Below are 15,395 nucleotides of genomic sequence, written 5' to 3' on the forward strand. Positions count from 1 at the left end.
ACCAATGTTCGGTATCGCGCGACGAATGTCGCAGGGCCGCCTAACGCGGGTTCAGCAGCACCTCGGTCACGCGCCGCCGGCCGTCTCTGCGGCCAAGCTGCACGATGACGTCGACGACCTGGGCGACATAGGCCCGTACGTCGCTCCAGCCGATATTCAAGCCCGCCTGCAGGGTCATGAGGGCGATCTGGTCCAGCGCGCCGCGGGGGCTGTCGGCGTGGACGGTGGTGATTGATCCGGGGTGGCCGGTGTTGACGGCGCGCAGGAAACTGAACGCTTCCCGACCCCGAAGCTCGCCCAGCAAAATCCGGTCCGGACGAAGGCGAAGGCAGGCTTGCAGCAGGTCCTCCGCCGTCACCTGCGCCTCGCCGGTGACGCCTCGCGCGGCGATCAGGCCCAGCGCATTGGGATGCTCCAGCTTCACCTCCGCCGCGTCCTCGATGGTGACCAGGCGCTCGCTGACGGGGATCTCCTTCAGCAGGGCGTTCAGCAGGGTGGTCTTGCCGCTGGACGTGCCTCCCGACAACACGATGGTCTTGCGCGCCAGGACCGCCTGACGAAGGAAAGCGGTGATCTCGCCGTCGTCGAGCAGGCGGCGCAATGGCGCGTCTTCGTCCACCGGCCGCAGGGCGACGTCGCTGAACGCGCCCTCGGCCTCATAGTCATCGAGCGTGCGATCCGAGACCACATGGCGGCGGATCGCCATGGCGATCTCACCCCGGGTGGCTGGCGGCAGAACCACCTGCACGCGCGAGCCGTCCGGCAGGGATGCGGAAAGCAGGGGGTGCTCGCGGCTGACACCCTGATGGCTGAGGCTGGCGATCTGCTGGGCCAGGCGCGACAGCGTCTGTCCGGTCAGCAGGGGGGCGTCCAGTCGCTCCATGCCTTGACCCAGGCGCTCGACCCAAAGCTCGCCCGGCCGGTTGACCAGGATGTCGGTGACATCGGCCTGATCCAGCAGATGGGCGAACGGCGCCAGATAGCTGCGCAGATAGACCCCGCCCGGGGACGGGCTCATCGTGCGGCGCTTTCGAACACGAGGTCGCGGGCCACGAAAACCCGGATGGGGGCGCCTTGAGCGACCTTGATGGTGGGTGGAATGTCGATCTGCTTTTGCAGGGCGATCTCGGCGATGCGGCTGGCGTCCTGGGCCGATCCGATCACCACCGTGTCGCCGCCGTTGCGGGTGGTCGCGCCGCTGATCACGGACAACAAAATCGCCGCGCCGAAGCGCTGGAAGAAATGCTGGTCGGTCTTGCCTTGCAATCCGCCTCGGCCCAAGGCGTCGGCGGCCGGCGAGGCCAGGTCGATGGTCACCCCGTCAGGCCTCAGCAGGCGGGTCCAGACCACGAAGGCGCGCGACTGCCCGGCCGCCACGCCGTTGCGATACTGGCCGACCAGCTTGGCCCCGCGCGGAATGACGACAGTCTCGCCGTCGAAGGCGCGCACGTCGCGAGTCACCACCGCCCGCACGAAGCCCGGCAGATCGGAATTGAGGGCGGTCTCCAGCACGGCCGGGACGATGGTGCCCTGCGGCGCGGTCAGGTGGGGCCGCTCCAGGCGCGAGGAGCGCGCGGTGGCTGTCGTCTCGGCCGCCAGCCGGCGAGCGAAGGCCTCGTCTCCATCCCGCTTGTCGTCGGACGCGCCGGCGGTCGCCAGGGCTGGATTGGCCAGGGCGGGGTTGGTGGGAGCCGCCGTCGATACGCCCGCGGCGGGCGCGCTCAGATCGACGATCACCGACGGCGAGCGGCGCCGCTGATCGAGCGCTGAGGCGAGCCGCGCGTCGGTACCGTCCGACATGGTGTTCATGGCCCCCTCAATGGGTCCCTGTTCGCTCAGCCCCGCCATATGGGGAGCTGGCGCGTACGCCTCTTCCTCGATGGGCGTGTTGACGACCAGCGGCGCGATCGGCGGCGGCGCCGGTTCGAATGCGGCGGCGACCGTGGCTGGTTGCTCACGTTCGGCGCGATTGGCGCTCAGGCCGGCGAACACCGCCACCCCCGCCAGCACGGCGCCGCCGACACCCAGCGGCAGCACCCATCGATTGACAGGGCGGGGCAGGGTGGTCGGGTTCAGGTTCAACAGGTCATCGTTCGGGGGCGTCATGGATTGGCGCTCCTGGATTGAGCGTCGGTCGATGCCTTGCCTCCGAAGAGGCGCAGCCGCTCCTTGGGACGTGGCTGGGGGCTGTCGGGACCGGGGACCGGCTCGCGCCAGGCGTCGTTGTGCAAGGTCAGGCTCTGCTTGCCCCGGCGCAGGATGAAAGCGGGCGACAGCTGATCGACCACCACATAGCCGGCGCGCACGGAGAAGTTGACGACAGATTCCACCCCCGCCGCATCGACGGCGAATACACCGGGCGTCTCCACATCGGGCGGGAACGACAGCCAGGTAGAGCGGCCGTCGTCGAACACCGCCTGCGGCGCCAGGCGCGCATCGCCGGTGTAGGTATAGGCGCCGTTGCGCGCCTCCGGGGCCGGGACCACGGGCGCCGCCGGCTGCGCGTCCGCCGCCTGGACTTCCGGCTCCGGCGGATAGTCGAAACGGACGCCATAGATCAGGCGCGGATCGCGCGGCCCGGACGCCTGGCGCGCGGTGAGCTGGAAGTTGTAGCGCCGCCGATCCGTGACCACCGCCATGTTGGTCGCGGCATCGGTCTCCAGCGGCTTGATGAACAGCAGGTCGGCCTTGCGGTTGGGGGTCACCTGCCAGGCGAGGCTGTCGCCGATGGAGACGTTCTCGATCCGCTCGCCCGGGGCGAACTCGATCATCAGCTGATATCCGAGATGACCCACAACCTCGACCACCTGGGCGGGATCGTAGAACACCGAGCGGATGCGCGCGTCCGCGGCGCCCGGCACGGGCTGCACCGCAGCCACGGCGGAACCCGCGCAAAGGCTGGCGGCCAGCAGAAGAGGGACCAGCCGCCTCATGACCCGATCCTCTCGGCGTCGCGCCGGTACTCCGTGACCTGGAAGCCCAGCGGATTGACGAAGCGATCCTCCATCCGCATCGGCGCGCCGCTGTAGCGGAAGGTGACCACCGACGACCACGCGCCGCTCGGCTGGGCCTCGTCCTGGCCGCCGTCCAGACGCATCGTCTCGAACCGGACCAGGGCGGTGGTCTCGTTCAGCATCGAGATGTTGAGAATGCGCGCGCTGATCACCGTGGTCGCCGGCACGGTGTTGAGCACGCCGTTGGGGTTGGCTCGGTCATAGGCGCGCAGCCAGGTGGCGCGGGCGCGGCCCATCGACCATGCCGCCACCTTCTGATAGCCGGCGTTGATATCGGCCGCGTCGAAGCTTTCGCGGGCCATGACGTACTGCGCCAGGAAGCTCTGGGTGACCGCCTCGTTCTCACTCAACTCCCCGAGCTTGAGGCCGCGCACCGTCTCCACGTAGCCGCTCTGGCGATCGACGGTGATCGTATAGGGCGTGACGGTCTTCAGCGGCGTCAGCACCACCAGCGCTATGCCTTCCAGCACCGCGACGGCGCAGGCCGCACCCGCCACGCGCCAGGCGATGCGGACCGACTTGGCGCGTTGCGCCTCAAGTTCCTGGGCCCAGGTGTCGGCGCCCGCGAAATAGGCCGCGCGATCGGCGGCGGTTTTACGGTCCAGCATCATGCCGTGCCCTTGGGTTGAGCCACGCTGATGCGGCGGTTGATCTGGCCAAGGCGTGGCGTCGCGGGGTGGTGCGCGCCGTCACCCGTCGCACCGCCTCGGTTGGCCCCGTCCGAACGGGTTTCGATGCTGGTCCGCCGGTCACGCACATCCAGCTGCCGCACGGACTGGACGATGGCCGCGGCTCGGCTCGGCTCCGTGGCTGGCTTTTCCGCGGCGGCGGTCGAAGCGCCTTGCGGGATGGGCTGCACATCGGCGGGTGTCGGCCTCTTGAGCTCCAGCCCAAGCCCGGCCACGGCCATGGCGACGATCAGGCAGCCTTGCGCGGCGGCGAAGACGAAGATCAGCACCGCCACGCCCATGGCGACCGACAGATTGATCTCGCCCGTCTCGGCGCTCGCCGCCATCAACGCCAGGCGAGGCTCCAGCAGCGCCAGCAGGAGGGCGAGGGCGCTGCTGGCGGCCAACGGAATAAGGGCGGCGGTGATCAGGGCCCGCAGCCAGCCCACGAACAGGCCCTTGGTGGCGTCGATCAGGAACAGGGCGATGAACACCGGCCCGGTTGCGGTCAGCACACCGACGATCACCTTGGCGGTCAGCACGACGCCCAGGGTGCTGGCCATCAGCGCCGTGGATGCGCCCCACAGCGCTTCGGACGCGGCGGCGGGGCCCCCGGCCAGGGTCTGGGCGTCGGGTCCGGCGCTGGCGCCAAGGGCGGCGGCTGCGCGGACGATCTGGTCGTAGGCCACCTGCAGGCCGACCCACAGGTCAGGCTGCCCTCCGCCGCGAAGAGGCGCGGTCAGCACGGCCACGAAGGCCGTCGCTCCGTCGAAGGCGGTATTGAACACCAGCGCCTGAAACAGCGGCCAGCTGGCGGTCAGCGCCAGGATGAAACCGATCTTCACCGCCAGCTGCGGCGTGTCGGCCAGGCGCGGCCCACGCCCCGTCAGCAGTCCCCAGCCCAGCAGCGCCACATAGAGAGTCAGCAGGACCGTGACGATCGCCGGGAAAGGCGACGGCGGCCGCGTCAGGGCCTCGTAGCCGCTCTGGGCGAACACCCGAACGCCGCAGTCCACGGTCTCGCTCAGGCTCTGCACCAGCGGCAGGCGCGGATCGGGCGCGGGGCAGGCGGCGATCATGCTTGGGCCTGCGCGATCAGGGCGGGCAGCCACACGGCCGGGTCATCGCCCAGCGTCGCGCGCAGAGCGTCCAGGCGCCGCACGGACGCCTCGGTCCCGGAAAGCACCACCAGGTGATGCTCCAGCCCCGTCAGGTTCAGCCGCGCGACCACGCTGTGATCGCCATGCTTGATCAGGAAGCAGCGCGAGGTGTCCGGCAGGGTGCGGACCAGGTCGTACTCATGCTGCGACAGACCGAACCCGTCGATATAGTCGCGGCGCTGGGCCTTGGCGTTGGGCAGGAACACCTGGGTGGCGGCCTGCTCGACGATGGCGCTGGCGATACGGCTTTCCAGGGCGTCCGACGCGCTCTGGGTCGCGAAGCCGACCACGCCGTTGCGCTTGCGGACGGTCTTTTCCCAGTCGCGGATCCGCTGGACGAACACCTCGTCATCCAGCGCCTTCCAGCCCTCGTCCACGACGATCAGGGTCGGCTGACCATCCAGTTGCTGCTCCACCCGGTGGAATAGGTACATCATCGCCGGCGTGCGGGTCTGGGGCGCGTCGAGAATGCGGGTCATGTCGAAGCCGACCGTCCCGCGCGACAGGTCCAGCCTGTCGTGTTCGTTGTCGAACAGCCAGGCATGCTCGCCGCTTCCGAACCACGGACCCAGCCGCGCCGCCAGATCGCCGGCCATGGGTCGGCGCAAGCCTCGGAACAGCTCCTGGAAATAGCGCAGGCGGCGCCAGGCGGGGTCCTGAGCGAAGTTGGCGTCCACCGCATCGGCGATCATGGCCCGCTCGTCGGGCGTAAGCGGCTCGCCCACGCTGGCCAGCCGGCCGATGAACTCGACCAGGAAGGCGCGGTTGGCGGGGGTGTCTTCCAGCGCCAGCGGATTGAAGCCCGTGGGCTCACCGGGGCGGATCAGGTCGTAGCGTCCGCCGACCGCGCGGATGAAGATCTCCGCGCCCCGGTCCTTGTCGAAATAGAAGACGCTGGGCGACACCTTCCGCGCCTGAGCGGTCAGAAACGTCAGCAGCACGGTCTTGCCGGCGCCCGACGGGCCGATGACCGTGAAGTTGCCCAGGTCGCCCTTGTGGAAGTTGAAGTAGTAGGGCGACGCCGAGGTCGTCTCCAGCACCGTGATCGCCGGACCCCAGTGATTGTTCGCCGCCTCGCCCAGCGGGTAGTTGTGGCAGCTCGCCAGGCCCGCGAAATTGGCCGAAGAGATCAGAGCTTTTCGCGCGATATCCTTGAAATTGCCGGGAAACTGCGCCCAGAACGCCGGTTCCATCCCGACGTCCTCGCGCACCGCGATCGCCCCGGCCTCGGTAAAGGCGCCTCGGGTCTCGGCCACGGCGGTGTCCAGTTCCTCCAGGCTGTCGGCGCGGACCATCACCGTCAGATGATGCTCGCCGAAGGCGGCCCGCCCGGACGCCACTTCGTCCTTGGCCAGCCCAAGCTCGGTGCGCAGGCTGACCGCATCGTCGTCCCCCGCGCGCATGCGGCGCAGGGCCAGGTTCATCCGGTCCAGGGTCGCCTGACGCTCCACGAAGGCGAAGCTTTCGGTCAGCACCATCTCGAAGGGCAGGCGCACGACGGCGTCCAGCAGACCGGCCGAAGAGCGCGCCGGATAGTCTTTCATGGAGACCATGGCGCCATAGCCGCGTCCCGCGCCGCTGGGCCCTGGTGTGGCCTCGAACGCGTCGAGGCCGAAGGTGAGCCGGCTGGCGGGAGCGTGCCGACCGAGATCGCCCTGCGGCAAAAGTCGCGGCGCGAAGCTGCCGTTGACCAGCGCGCCGATGAACTCCAGCGGCTCGGAACACAGGCCCATGGGCGCGTCATAGACGGTCAGCAGCCGCGCGCCGTAGGGAGCCAGCGTGGCCAGGAACGCATCGCGCGCCGCCGACAGTTCACGCAGGTCCTCTGCTTGCGCGGCGGCCCCGGTGTCGGTCGTGCGCAGCAGCCGGTCGATTAGGCCCACGCGTCCCTGAAGCGGTCGACGAACCAGCGTCAGGAACAGGTCGTTGGCGTAGAGCTTGCGGCTGGCCAGGCGGGCTCGCCAGTCGGCGTCTAGGGCGGCGCTGAAGGGATCGTCGAAGGTCCCTTCCAACTGCACGGCGGCGCGCCGGCGCACCACGTGGTGATAGACCGCGAACCGGGACGACGCCAGGGAACGCAGCATCGTCTCGCGCACCGTCTTGCGGTAGTTCAGTTCCTCGGTATCGGCCGTCTCGAAGGCGAAGCCGCGCAGGTGCAGCACCTGCATCAGGAGGCCGTCGCGGGTCTGCAGGGTGGCGTCGTCCACATGGCGTGCGTAGGGCAAGCGGTCGCCGACGCGCGCCTCCCTGGGCGCCAGCGCCCTGCCAAGGTCGAACGATCGCGAAAGGCTCACGGTGCGTAGCTGTTGGCCGACCAGAAGCGGTGGTTACGCACGCGCGGGCAACGGCTGGCCCGCACGATCCACAGGTCGAAGAAGCGCGGCTCACGCGCACAAGCCACATAGCCGACCACGTGCATCACCGCCGCCAGGCCAAGCGCCCAGAACGAGCGGGTGATCAGGAACGCCTCGACCGTGACAATCAGGTTCAGCACCGCATAGGAATAGGTTACGCCGCCCAGCATCTGCGGGCGGGTGAGGGCGGCGAACACCGGGTCGGAGACGAGCTGGGCGGACATGGTTCAGGCGCCGCCCGCGACCTGCCGGATGCCGGCGACGATGGCGGCCGCGCCGAACAGGACAAAGCACCCCAGCACCACGACCACGCCGCGGCGCCAGTCGATGCGCCCGGTCAGCATCATGAATCCGATCACCCCGATGGCGATCACCGCGGCGGCCGTGGCGACATTGCCCATCAGGCTGCCCTGCAGCCAGGTCAGCGCCGACAGGATCGGCGACGAACCCGCCGGATCGAGGGTGACCGTCTGGGCCAGGGCCGGGGTGGCCGCAGTGGCGGCGGCGAGGGTCGCTGTGCTGATGCGTTTCATAGGGGGCTCTAGCGTTCGGCGTCTGAAAGGGCGGCGAGGCGGGCCAGGACCCGGTCGACATAGGCGCGGGTCTCGGGGTAGGGCGGCACCCCGCCATAGCGGCGCACGGCGCCGGGGCCCGCGTTGTAGGCGGCCAGCGCCAGCACGGTGTCGCCGCCAAATTCTTGGAGCAAGCTGCGCAGATACGTCGCGCCGCCCTGGATGTTCTGGGCGGGATTGGTCGCGTCCGACACGCCCAGCATGCGCGCGGTGCCCGGCATCAGTTGCATAACGCCCTGTGCGCCCTTGGGCGAGACGGCCCGGGTCTGGAACCGCGACTCCGTCCAGGCGACGGCCTCGATCAGACTGGCGCTGACATCGGTGCGCTGCTCGGCGCGAGCAAACAACGGAGCCAAGGCGGTCGAGCCCTGTGCGTCCCGTGTGACGGCGACGGGCTTGGCTGGGGTGCGAGTCAGTAAGACCACCTCGCCCGTCTCGTCGATCTCCAGCACGTCGGCGCGGGCCGGGACCGCTGCGGCGGTGAGGCAGGCGGCGGCCAGAACGGTCGCGAAGGCGGCGCGGGCGAGGCTCATGGCATGGCTCCCGACGCCGTGGGCGGCGCGGGCGAAGATCCTGTTGAGGCGTTGGGTTCGCGACCGGTCGCGCCCTCTCGGATAGGCGACCGACCCCAGCGCCTCTCGTCGCACGCCTCAGCCACGGCCGTGGATCGGGTTTCGACGAAGGGCCGATTCGTTACGACGAACGGCGATGTGCCAAGCGCACGCTTGCTGCCGATCAGCGACCGGGCCTCACGATGCCGGCTGTTTTCGTGTATTTGCGGCGAACACCGCCTTCGACAGCGTCGAGATCAAGGGAATATGCAGGACTATCAACCGCTTCGGCTGTCCGTCGCGCCCATGATGGACTGGACCGACCGGCATTGCCGGGCGTTCCATCGCGCGCTGACCAAGCGGGCGCTGCTCTATACCGAGATGGTCACCACCGGCGCCGTGCTGCACGGCGATCGCGAGCACCTGCTGGGCTATGACGCCGTCGAGCATCCCGTGGCGCTGCAACTGGGCGGCTCGGAACCCGCTGATCTGGCCGCCTCGGCCCGCATCGGCGAGGACTACGGCTACGACGAGATCAATCTCAACGTCGGCTGCCCGTCCGACCGCGTGCAGAGCGGCCGTTTCGGCGCCTGCCTGATGCGCGAGCCGCAGCTTGTCGCCGACTGCATGGCCGCCATGGGCGGCGCGGTGAAGGTCCCTGTGACCGTGAAGTGCCGTATCGGCGTTGACGACCAGGACGCGGCCGAGAGCCTGTTCACCCTGGTGGACCTGTGCGCCCAGGCCGGCGTGACCCAGTTCATCGTCCACGCCCGTAAGGCCTGGCTGAAAGGCCTCTCGCCGAAAGAGAACCGGGATGTCCCGCCGCTGGACTACCCGCTGGTCCACCGCCTGAAGGCCGAGCGCCCGCATCTGACCATCGCCATCAACGGCGGCATTCCTTCGCTGGACGCGGCGCAGGAGCATCTGGACGCCGGCATGGACGGAGTGATGCTGGGCCGCGCCGCCTATCACGAGCCGGGCATCCTTGGCGCCGTTGACGCCCGCCTGTTCGGCGAGGGCGAGCCGGTCGATCCATTCGACGCGGTTGAGGCCTATAAGCCCTATATGGCCGCGCGTCTGGCCGAGGGCTGGAAGATGTCATCCATGACCCGCCACATGCTGGGTCTGTTCCACGGTCAGTCGGGCGCCCGCACATGGCGACGCATCATGACGGTGGAAAGCGTCAAGCCGGGCGCGGGTCTGGAAGTGGTGGACGCCGCCCTGGCGGCAGTCGCTCAGGGCGCGGAAAAGCTCAGGGCTTGAGGATCATGGCCTGAGGCGTCGCCTCAAAGCCTGACAGTCGGCCTAGATAGCTCATGCCCAGCAGGGAAGAGCCGACCCCGTTCTCGATGACCAGGGCGTCGACGTCCGTGATCACGGCGCCGGCGATCGCGACGCTGGCCAGCTTTACGGCCGCGGCGCGGGTGCGGCCGTCGGCGGTGGCGACACTGTAGTCATAGGCCAACTGCGTGGTGTCGATGCCCAGGCGCTGGGCGTCGGCGCTGGTCAGGGACACGGCGGTCGCGCCCGTGTCGACCAGGAACCGGACCTGCCGGCCGTTGACGTCGGCCTCGGCCCAATAGTGACCGTCCTTGCCCTTGCGGACGGAGGCCGGCTGGCTTTCGGGGGAGGCGTTCAGGGTGGCGACCGCGGCCTTGGGATGACGCAGTGCGTCGAACGACACCACGGCCTGCGCCGCCCCAAGGGCGGTAAGGGCGCCGATCGCCGCCGTGGCCACGTACTTGAACATCCAACGCCTCGTCGCGGGCCGCTTCTGCGGCTCAGAGAGGCGGATGCTAGGCGCACAGCGGTTTTCAAGCCGTGAACAGGACCTTGCCGAGACCTTAACGCAGACGGTTAAGCCAGGCCCAGCTTCTCGGGCGCTATGCGACTACGCCGCGCGGGCAGTTCGGCCATGATCTCCGCCCGCCGGTCATCGTCCAGCCGGCTCCACCCAGCGATCTCCGGCAGGGTGCGATGGCAGCCCAGGCACAGGCCGCTCTCGCCATCGACGGCGCAGACCTTGATGCAGGGGGTGACGATCGGGCGGGGCGGGACGGCGTTCACGGGTCCTATCTGATCGTCCCGGCCGCGAACCGCAAGTTTGGGCGCCTTAGGTGTTTGCTTCGAGTGTCCGGCGGGCCTATGTCCGCGCCCATGACCACGACGCCCTTCGACGACATCCGCGCCCTGATCTCAACCTTCGAGCCGCCTCGCGCTGACCTGGCCGAGGGCCTTGAGGCTGGGCTGGGCCGCTTCAGCGACGTCGCCGCCTGGATCGCCGGCTGGACGGGCCGCGCTCGCCCGACGGTGAACCGTCCCGTGGTCGCCCTCTACGCCGCCGCCTATTCAAGCGCCGACACGGCGTCCGTCCGCGCCCGGCTGGAGGCCTGCTCGGCCGGCGGCGCGGTGGTCAACCGCATCGCCCAGGGCAACGGCGCGGGGCTTGAGGCCTTCGATCTGGCCATCGACCGTCCCGGCGGCGACGGCGTGACCAAGCCGGCCATGAGCGAGAAGGAATGCGCCGCCACCATGGCGTTCGGCATGGAGGCCCTGGCCAAGCAGCCGGACCTGCTGATCCTCGGCGCGCTCAGCGGCGCGGCCGGGGTCGCCGCAGCCGAACGCCTGATGACCGCGCTGGAGGAGGAGGGGGCCGCCCCCCTCGAAGCCCTGCGCGACAAGGGCGGCCGCGACATGGCCGCCATCGCCGGCGCCATCCTGGCGGCGCGCAGCCAGAAGACACCGGTCCTGCTCGACGGCGCCTGCGCTCTCGCCGCCGCCGCCGCGCTGCACGCCCTGCACCCTGGGACGATCGCCCATTGCCGCCTGGCCGAGGCGCCGGAAGGCGAGGCCGCCGCCCGTGTCATAGCGCGCCTGCGCTTCTCGCCGATGTTGCAGGTCGGATTGTCGCAGGAGCCGGGCGCGGCCGGCGTCGCGGCCGTCGATTTCATCCGCGCCGCCTGCTTCGCGGTGGTGCGATAGCCCAGCGAACGCCGGTCTTACGTTGACGCTAACGTCATCTAGGCAAACGCGCGTTTGACCCCTATCATCGCTCCCACGACACGGCCCCCAATCGAGAGCGGCCGATCGACGGGAGTGCATGATGAATCTCGACTTCTCGCCCGAAGACCTCGCTTTCCGTGAGGAGGTCCGCGCCTTTATCGCCGAGAACTATCCCGCCAGCCTGAGGGCCGTGCAGGAAGAGGGCGAGGAGATGGCCAAGGAGGATTTCCTCTCCTGGCATCGCATCCTGGCCAAGAAGGGCTGGGTGGCCCCGGCCTGGCCCGAGCAGTACGGCGGCCCGGGCTGGACCTCTGTCCAACGCTACATCTGGTCGGAGGAGCTGGCGCGCGCTGACGCCGTGCCGATCCTGCCCTTCGGCATCAACATGGTCGGGCCGGTGATCTACACCTTCGCCACCCCCGAGCAGAAGGCCAAGTTCCTTCCGCCGACGCTCAATGGCGACATCTGGTGGTGCCAGGGCTATTCCGAACCGGGCGCCGGTTCCGACCTGGCCAGCCTGAAGACCAAGGCCGAGCGCTTCACCGGCGACGACGGCAAGGAATACTACCTGGTCAACGGCCAGAAGACCTGGACCACCCTGGCCCAGCATGCCGACTGGATCTTCTGCCTGGTCCGCACTGATCCCAACGCCAAGATTCAGGAAGGCATCTCCTTCCTGCTCATCGACATGAAGTCGCCTGGCGTCACCGTCCGCCCGATCATCACCTTGGGCGGCGAGCACGAGGTCAACGAGGTCTGGCTCGAAAACGTCAAGGTGCCGGTCGAGAACCGCATCTATGAGGAGAACAAGGGCTGGACCTGCGCCAAGTTCCTGCTGGCCCACGAGCGCTCCGGCATCGCCGGCGTCGCCCGTTCCAAGCGCGGCATCGAGCGCATCCGCAAGATCGCGGCCGAGGAGCTGGCCGACGACGGCAATCCGCTGATCGAGGACTCCCTGTTCCGCCGCAAGATCGCCGAGCTGGAGATCGACCTGACGGCCCTGGAATACACCGAGCTGCGCACGCTCGCTTCCGAGCACGCCGGCAAGGGTCCCGGGCCGGAATCTTCGGTCCTGAAGATCAAGGGCACGGAGATCCAGCAGCGGATCACCGAACTGGTGCTGGAGGCGTCGGGCAATTACGGCGCGCCGTACTTCCGCGGCTTCCCCAAGGAAGGCGGCAACGCCCTGCCGATCGGACCCGATCACGCTCGCCGCGCCGCGCCGACCTATTTCAACGTCCGTAAGACGTCGATCTACGGCGGGTCCAACGAGATCCAACGCAACATCATCGCCAAAATGGTTCTCGGGCTCTGAGCCCGGTCCTGCACAAGAACACTCGCGTTTAGGGAAGCCCCATGGACTTCAACTTCTCCGAAGAGCAGTCGATGCTGCGCGATACGATCGCCAGCTATCTGCAGGACAAGTACGACTTCGAAACCCGCCGCAAGATCGTCTCCTCCGAGAGCGGCTGGCGGGCGGACTACTGGAAAGCCTTCGCCGAAGAGCTCGGCATACTCGGCGCGCCGTTCTCGGAAGAGCTCGGCGGCCTGGGCGGCGGCGCGCTCGACAACATGATCGTCATGGAAGAGTTCGGCAAAGCCCTGGTCATCGAGCCCTATCTGGGCACGGTCATCATCGGCGGCGGCTTTCTCAAGCACTCGGGCCACGCCAGCGCGGCCGACCATATCGCCAGCATCGTCGCCGGTGAGATGGTCGTCGCTTTCGCCTATGCCGAGGCGCAAGGCCGCTACACCCTGTCGGACCTCAAGACGACGGCGAAAAAGGACGGCTCCGGCTGGCTCCTGAATGGCCACAAGGCCGTGGTCGTCGGCGCGCCGTTCGCCAGCCACCTGATCGTCACCGCCCGCACCGGCGGCTCGCAGCGCGAGACTTCGGGCGTGTCGGTATTCCTGGTCGACAAGCACGCCAAGGGCGTCACCACCCGTGACTACCCGACCGTCGACGGCGGTCGCGCTTCGGAAGTCTATTTCGACAACGTCTCGGTCCCCGCCGACGCCCTGATCGGCGCCGAAGGCGCTGCGTTGCCGCTGGTCGAGAAGGTCGTGGACGAGGCGACTGCCGCCGTCTGCGCCGAGGCCGTGGGGGTCATGCGCAAGCTGCATGAAGGCACCCTGGATTACGCCAAGCAGCGCAAGCAGTTCGGCACCGCCATCAGCAACTTCCAGGTGCTCCAGCACCGCATGGTCGACATGTTCATCGAGCTCGAACAGTCAGTCTCCATGACCTACATGGCGACCCTCAAGCTGGACGAGAGCGACGTCGAACGCGCCAAGGCCGTCTCTTCGTCCAAGGTCCGCATCGGCCGCGCCCTGAAGTTCTGCGGCCAGTCGGCCATCCAGATCCATGGCGGCATGGGCATGACCGACGAGTTGGCGATCGGCCATTACTTCAAGCGCGGCACGATCATCGAGGGCCTGTTCGGCTCCGTCGATCACCACTTGAGCCGCTACGAACGCCTGAGCTTCGGCAAGGCGGCTTAGGCTGAAAGGCGGGTTAGACTGAAATGAGAAGGGCTCGCTGCAAGGCGAGCCCTTTTTACATTCCGCTCACCCCGGCGAAGGCCGGGGCCCAGGTGAAGCCCTGCTGACTCACCGGATGTATCTGGGTCCCGGCCTTCGCCGGGATGAGCGGCGTTTTTAGAACCTATCCCCCCGCCCCAGGCGATCCGGCAACGCCCCGCCGGCCGGTACAAACTCCAGCGACACCGAGTTGATGCAGTAGCGCAGGCGCGTGGGCGGCGGGCCGTCGGGGAAGACGTGGCCCTGGTGGCTGCCGCAGCGGGCGCAGGTGGTCTCGATCCGCACCATCCCGTAGCTGGTGTCCTTGATCCCTTTGACGTGCGCCTCGTCGATGGGGGCGTAGAAGCTGGGCCAGCCCGTGCCGCTCTCGAACTTGGTCTCGTGCTTGAACAGCGGCAGGCCGCACAGCCGGCAGCAATAGGCGCCCGGGTTTTTCTCGCCCAGCAAGCCGCCGCAGAATGGGGCTTCGGTGCCGTGGTTCAGCAGGACCTCACGCTCCTCGCGCGAAAGGTCCGCCTCCAGGCGCTGGCGCTCGACGGGGGTGGGCGGGGTCAGGTCAAAGCCCGAAGGGGAAATGGTGGGAGTGCTGGCGGTATCGGTCATGGCTTCCAATGTAGGATCGACAAGTCGACTTTAGAATGAGGAAGCCGCCCAAATGATCACCGCCACCACCCCGACCATCGCCGAACGCACCATCGTCCAGACCCTGGGCGTCGTCACAGGCGAGGCGATCCTCGGCGCCAACGTGTTCCGCGACATCTTCGCGGGCATTCGCGACATCGTGGGCGGCCGTTCGGGCAGCTACGAGAACGTGCTGCGTTCGGCGCGCGAGACCGCCCTGCGCGAGATGCAGGAAGAGGCCCGAAAGCTGGGCGGCGACGCCGTCGTGGGCGTCGACCTCGACTATGAGAGCCTCGGCGCCCAGAACGGCATGCTGATGGTCACCGCCAGCGGCACGGCGGTGAAGCTGGGCTGACTACTTGACGGCCTTGACGCCGGCGCGGGCGATCTGGCCGTCCTGGGCCGGCGTGGCGCCGCTGACGCCCAGGGCGCCGACGATCTTGCCGCCCATGACGATCGGCTCGCCGCCCTCGATGGCCACGGCCTGGGCGAAGATGGCGTTCAGGGTGCCGCCCTTCACCGCGTCATAGAACGCCAGGGTGGGGCGCTTGAAATGGGCGGAGGTCACCGCCTTGCGGCCCGCCACGTCCAGGGCCGAATAGGCTGTGCCGTCCATCTTCTCGCTCAGCACCACCTGGCCGTTGGGCTCGACGATGGTGGTCACCACCAGCCAGCCGTTGGCGGCGGCTTCGGCCTGGGCGGCGGCGGCGACCTTGCGCGCGTCGGTCAGGCTGATGGGCGCGCCGTAGGGCAGGCCGATGGTCGAGGGCGCGCCCGACTGGGCCGCGGCCTCGGTGGCCATCAGGATCGTGGCCATGGCGAAGCCGATGGCGAGCGGTTTGACGAAGTGGCTCATGATGCGTTCCCCTGTTTTGTCCACCGGTGTCACGAGGGCCGGCGATGTGCAAGTG

18 protein-coding genes are annotated in these 15,395 nt (G+C 68.6%); 5 read left to right on the forward strand and 13 right to left on the reverse strand.

From position 1 onward, the window contains the following. Positions 1–40: 40 nt before the first annotated feature. From virB11 to O5K31_RS07650, 9 genes are read right to left on the reverse strand one after another with little or no spacing between them, the layout of a single operon-like run. Positions 41–1,018, reverse strand: coding sequence for a P-type DNA transfer ATPase VirB11 (gene virB11, locus O5K31_RS07610; RefSeq protein ID WP_269716701.1), 978 nt, complete (start codon positions 1,016–1,018; stop codon positions 41–43). After that, entirely contained in the window at positions 1,015–2,106 is a 1,092-nt protein-coding gene (locus tag O5K31_RS07615; protein ID WP_269716702.1) for a TrbI/VirB10 family protein, read from the reverse strand. The genes virB11 and O5K31_RS07615 overlap by 4 nt, the downstream gene beginning before the upstream one ends. Next, complete coding sequence (locus O5K31_RS07620; protein ID WP_269716703.1) at positions 2,103–2,933, reverse strand: TrbG/VirB9 family P-type conjugative transfer protein; 831 nt, start codon at positions 2,931–2,933, stop codon at positions 2,103–2,105. The genes O5K31_RS07615 and O5K31_RS07620 overlap by 4 nt, the downstream gene beginning before the upstream one ends. Beyond that, entirely contained in the window at positions 2,930–3,625 is a 696-nt protein-coding gene (locus O5K31_RS07625; protein WP_269716704.1) for a virB8 family protein, read from the reverse strand. Before O5K31_RS07625 ends, O5K31_RS07620 begins: the two co-directional genes overlap by 4 nt. Then, the gene (locus tag O5K31_RS07630; RefSeq protein WP_269716705.1) at positions 3,622–4,761 is read right to left on the reverse strand and encodes a type IV secretion system protein; all 1,140 of its coding nucleotides are present in this window, start codon (positions 4,759–4,761) and stop codon (positions 3,622–3,624) included. Before O5K31_RS07630 ends, O5K31_RS07625 begins: the two co-directional genes overlap by 4 nt. Next, complete coding sequence (locus O5K31_RS07635; protein WP_269716706.1) at positions 4,758–7,136, reverse strand: VirB4 family type IV secretion/conjugal transfer ATPase; 2,379 nt, start codon at positions 7,134–7,136, stop codon at positions 4,758–4,760. Before O5K31_RS07635 ends, O5K31_RS07630 begins: the two co-directional genes overlap by 4 nt. Beyond that, positions 7,133–7,420 carry a type IV secretion system protein VirB3 gene (locus tag O5K31_RS07640; RefSeq protein WP_269716707.1) on the reverse strand — a complete coding sequence of 96 codons (288 nt, stop codon included), beginning with the start codon at positions 7,418–7,420 and terminating at the stop codon, positions 7,133–7,135. The genes O5K31_RS07635 and O5K31_RS07640 overlap by 4 nt, the downstream gene beginning before the upstream one ends. 3 nt (positions 7,421–7,423) lie before the next feature. Continuing rightward, positions 7,424–7,729: a TrbC/VirB2 family protein gene (locus tag O5K31_RS07645; protein WP_269716708.1), complete on the reverse strand. Its 306-nt coding sequence runs from the start codon at positions 7,727–7,729 to the stop codon at positions 7,424–7,426. 8 nt (positions 7,730–7,737) lie between these two features. Continuing rightward, complete coding sequence (locus O5K31_RS07650) at positions 7,738–8,301, reverse strand: lytic transglycosylase domain-containing protein (protein ID WP_269716709.1); 564 nt, start codon at positions 8,299–8,301, stop codon at positions 7,738–7,740. A 285-nt stretch (positions 8,302–8,586) separates the two neighbouring features. On the opposite strand from O5K31_RS07650, the gene dusA reads away from it, so the two are divergent. Continuing rightward, positions 8,587–9,582 carry a tRNA dihydrouridine(20/20a) synthase DusA gene (gene dusA / locus O5K31_RS07655; RefSeq protein WP_269716710.1) on the forward strand — a complete coding sequence of 332 codons (996 nt, stop codon included), beginning with the start codon at positions 8,587–8,589 and terminating at the stop codon, positions 9,580–9,582. Here the strand turns inward: dusA and O5K31_RS07660 are convergent. Beyond that, a complete protein-coding gene (locus O5K31_RS07660) occupies positions 9,572–10,069 on the reverse strand; it encodes a TIGR02281 family clan AA aspartic protease (RefSeq protein ID WP_269716711.1) in 498 nt (165 codons plus the stop codon). The genes dusA and O5K31_RS07660 overlap by 11 nt on opposite strands. Positions 10,070–10,176: 107 nt before the next feature. Next, a complete protein-coding gene (locus tag O5K31_RS07665) occupies positions 10,177–10,386 on the reverse strand; it encodes a DUF1289 domain-containing protein (RefSeq protein WP_269716712.1) in 210 nt (69 codons plus the stop codon). Positions 10,387–10,464: 78 nt separating this feature from the next. On the opposite strand from O5K31_RS07665, the gene O5K31_RS07670 reads away from it, so the two are divergent. The 3 genes from O5K31_RS07670 (at position 10,465) to O5K31_RS07680 (ending at position 13,824) form a co-directional block, all read left to right on the forward strand. Then, positions 10,465–11,301 (forward strand): nicotinate-nucleotide--dimethylbenzimidazole phosphoribosyltransferase, encoded by an 837-nt coding sequence (locus O5K31_RS07670; protein ID WP_269716713.1) that lies wholly within the window; start codon positions 10,465–10,467, stop codon positions 11,299–11,301. A 121-nt stretch (positions 11,302–11,422) separates the two neighbouring features. Continuing rightward, a complete protein-coding gene (locus tag O5K31_RS07675; protein ID WP_269717018.1) occupies positions 11,423–12,637 on the forward strand; it encodes an acyl-CoA dehydrogenase family protein in 1,215 nt (404 codons plus the stop codon). 41 nt (positions 12,638–12,678) lie between these two features. Next, a complete protein-coding gene (locus O5K31_RS07680) occupies positions 12,679–13,824 on the forward strand; it encodes an acyl-CoA dehydrogenase family protein (protein ID WP_269716714.1) in 1,146 nt (381 codons plus the stop codon). A gap of 156 nt (positions 13,825–13,980) precedes the next feature. On the opposite strand, the gene msrB is transcribed toward O5K31_RS07680, so the two are convergent. Continuing rightward, complete coding sequence (gene msrB, locus O5K31_RS07685; RefSeq protein WP_269716715.1) at positions 13,981–14,466, reverse strand: peptide-methionine (R)-S-oxide reductase MsrB; 486 nt, start codon at positions 14,464–14,466, stop codon at positions 13,981–13,983. Positions 14,467–14,518: 52 nt separating this feature from the next. Here msrB and O5K31_RS07690 point away from each other — a divergent pair, with 52 nt between their 5' ends. Continuing rightward, positions 14,519–14,839, forward strand: coding sequence for a heavy metal-binding domain-containing protein (locus O5K31_RS07690; RefSeq protein WP_269716716.1), 321 nt, complete (start codon positions 14,519–14,521; stop codon positions 14,837–14,839). On the opposite strand, the gene O5K31_RS07695 is transcribed toward O5K31_RS07690, so the two are convergent. Next, positions 14,840–15,340 carry a GlcG/HbpS family heme-binding protein gene (locus O5K31_RS07695; protein ID WP_269716717.1) on the reverse strand — a complete coding sequence of 167 codons (501 nt, stop codon included), beginning with the start codon at positions 15,338–15,340 and terminating at the stop codon, positions 14,840–14,842. Positions 15,341–15,395: the final 55 nt, after the last annotated feature.

The sequence above is a fragment of the Caulobacter sp. NIBR2454 genome (assembly GCF_027474405.1).
Taxonomy (GTDB): Bacteria; Pseudomonadota; Alphaproteobacteria; order Caulobacterales; family Caulobacteraceae; genus Caulobacter.

What these genes read in the sequence shown, in the direction of transcription:
- O5K31_RS07615 (WP_269716702.1), bottom strand. Translation starts at nt 2,106, where the DNA reads ATGACGCCCCCGAACGATGACCTGTTGAACCTGAACCCGACCACCCTG.
- msrB (WP_269716715.1), bottom strand. Translation starts at nt 14,466, where the DNA reads ATGACCGATACCGCCAGCACTCCCACCATTTCCCCTTCGGGCTTTGAC.
- O5K31_RS07650 (WP_269716709.1), bottom strand. Translation starts at nt 8,301, where the DNA reads ATGAGCCTCGCCCGCGCCGCCTTCGCGACCGTTCTGGCCGCCGCCTGC.
- O5K31_RS07670 (WP_269716713.1), top strand. Translation starts at nt 10,465, where the DNA reads ATGTCCGCGCCCATGACCACGACGCCCTTCGACGACATCCGCGCCCTG.
- O5K31_RS07620 (WP_269716703.1), bottom strand. Translation starts at nt 2,933, where the DNA reads ATGAGGCGGCTGGTCCCTCTTCTGCTGGCCGCCAGCCTTTGCGCGGGT.
- O5K31_RS07680 (WP_269716714.1), top strand. Translation starts at nt 12,679, where the DNA reads ATGGACTTCAACTTCTCCGAAGAGCAGTCGATGCTGCGCGATACGATC.
- O5K31_RS07640 (WP_269716707.1), bottom strand. Translation starts at nt 7,420, where the DNA reads ATGTCCGCCCAGCTCGTCTCCGACCCGGTGTTCGCCGCCCTCACCCGC.
- O5K31_RS07660 (WP_269716711.1), bottom strand. Translation starts at nt 10,069, where the DNA reads ATGTTCAAGTACGTGGCCACGGCGGCGATCGGCGCCCTTACCGCCCTT.
- O5K31_RS07695 (WP_269716717.1), bottom strand. Translation starts at nt 15,340, where the DNA reads ATGAGCCACTTCGTCAAACCGCTCGCCATCGGCTTCGCCATGGCCACG.
- O5K31_RS07630 (WP_269716705.1), bottom strand. Translation starts at nt 4,761, where the DNA reads ATGATCGCCGCCTGCCCCGCGCCCGATCCGCGCCTGCCGCTGGTGCAG.
- O5K31_RS07675 (WP_269717018.1), top strand. Translation starts at nt 11,423, where the DNA reads ATGAATCTCGACTTCTCGCCCGAAGACCTCGCTTTCCGTGAGGAGGTC.
- virB11 (WP_269716701.1), bottom strand. Translation starts at nt 1,018, where the DNA reads ATGAGCCCGTCCCCGGGCGGGGTCTATCTGCGCAGCTATCTGGCGCCG.
- dusA (WP_269716710.1), top strand. Translation starts at nt 8,587, where the DNA reads ATGCAGGACTATCAACCGCTTCGGCTGTCCGTCGCGCCCATGATGGAC.
- O5K31_RS07625 (WP_269716704.1), bottom strand. Translation starts at nt 3,625, where the DNA reads ATGATGCTGGACCGTAAAACCGCCGCCGATCGCGCGGCCTATTTCGCG.
- O5K31_RS07645 (WP_269716708.1), bottom strand. Translation starts at nt 7,729, where the DNA reads ATGAAACGCATCAGCACAGCGACCCTCGCCGCCGCCACTGCGGCCACC.
- O5K31_RS07690 (WP_269716716.1), top strand. Translation starts at nt 14,519, where the DNA reads ATGATCACCGCCACCACCCCGACCATCGCCGAACGCACCATCGTCCAG.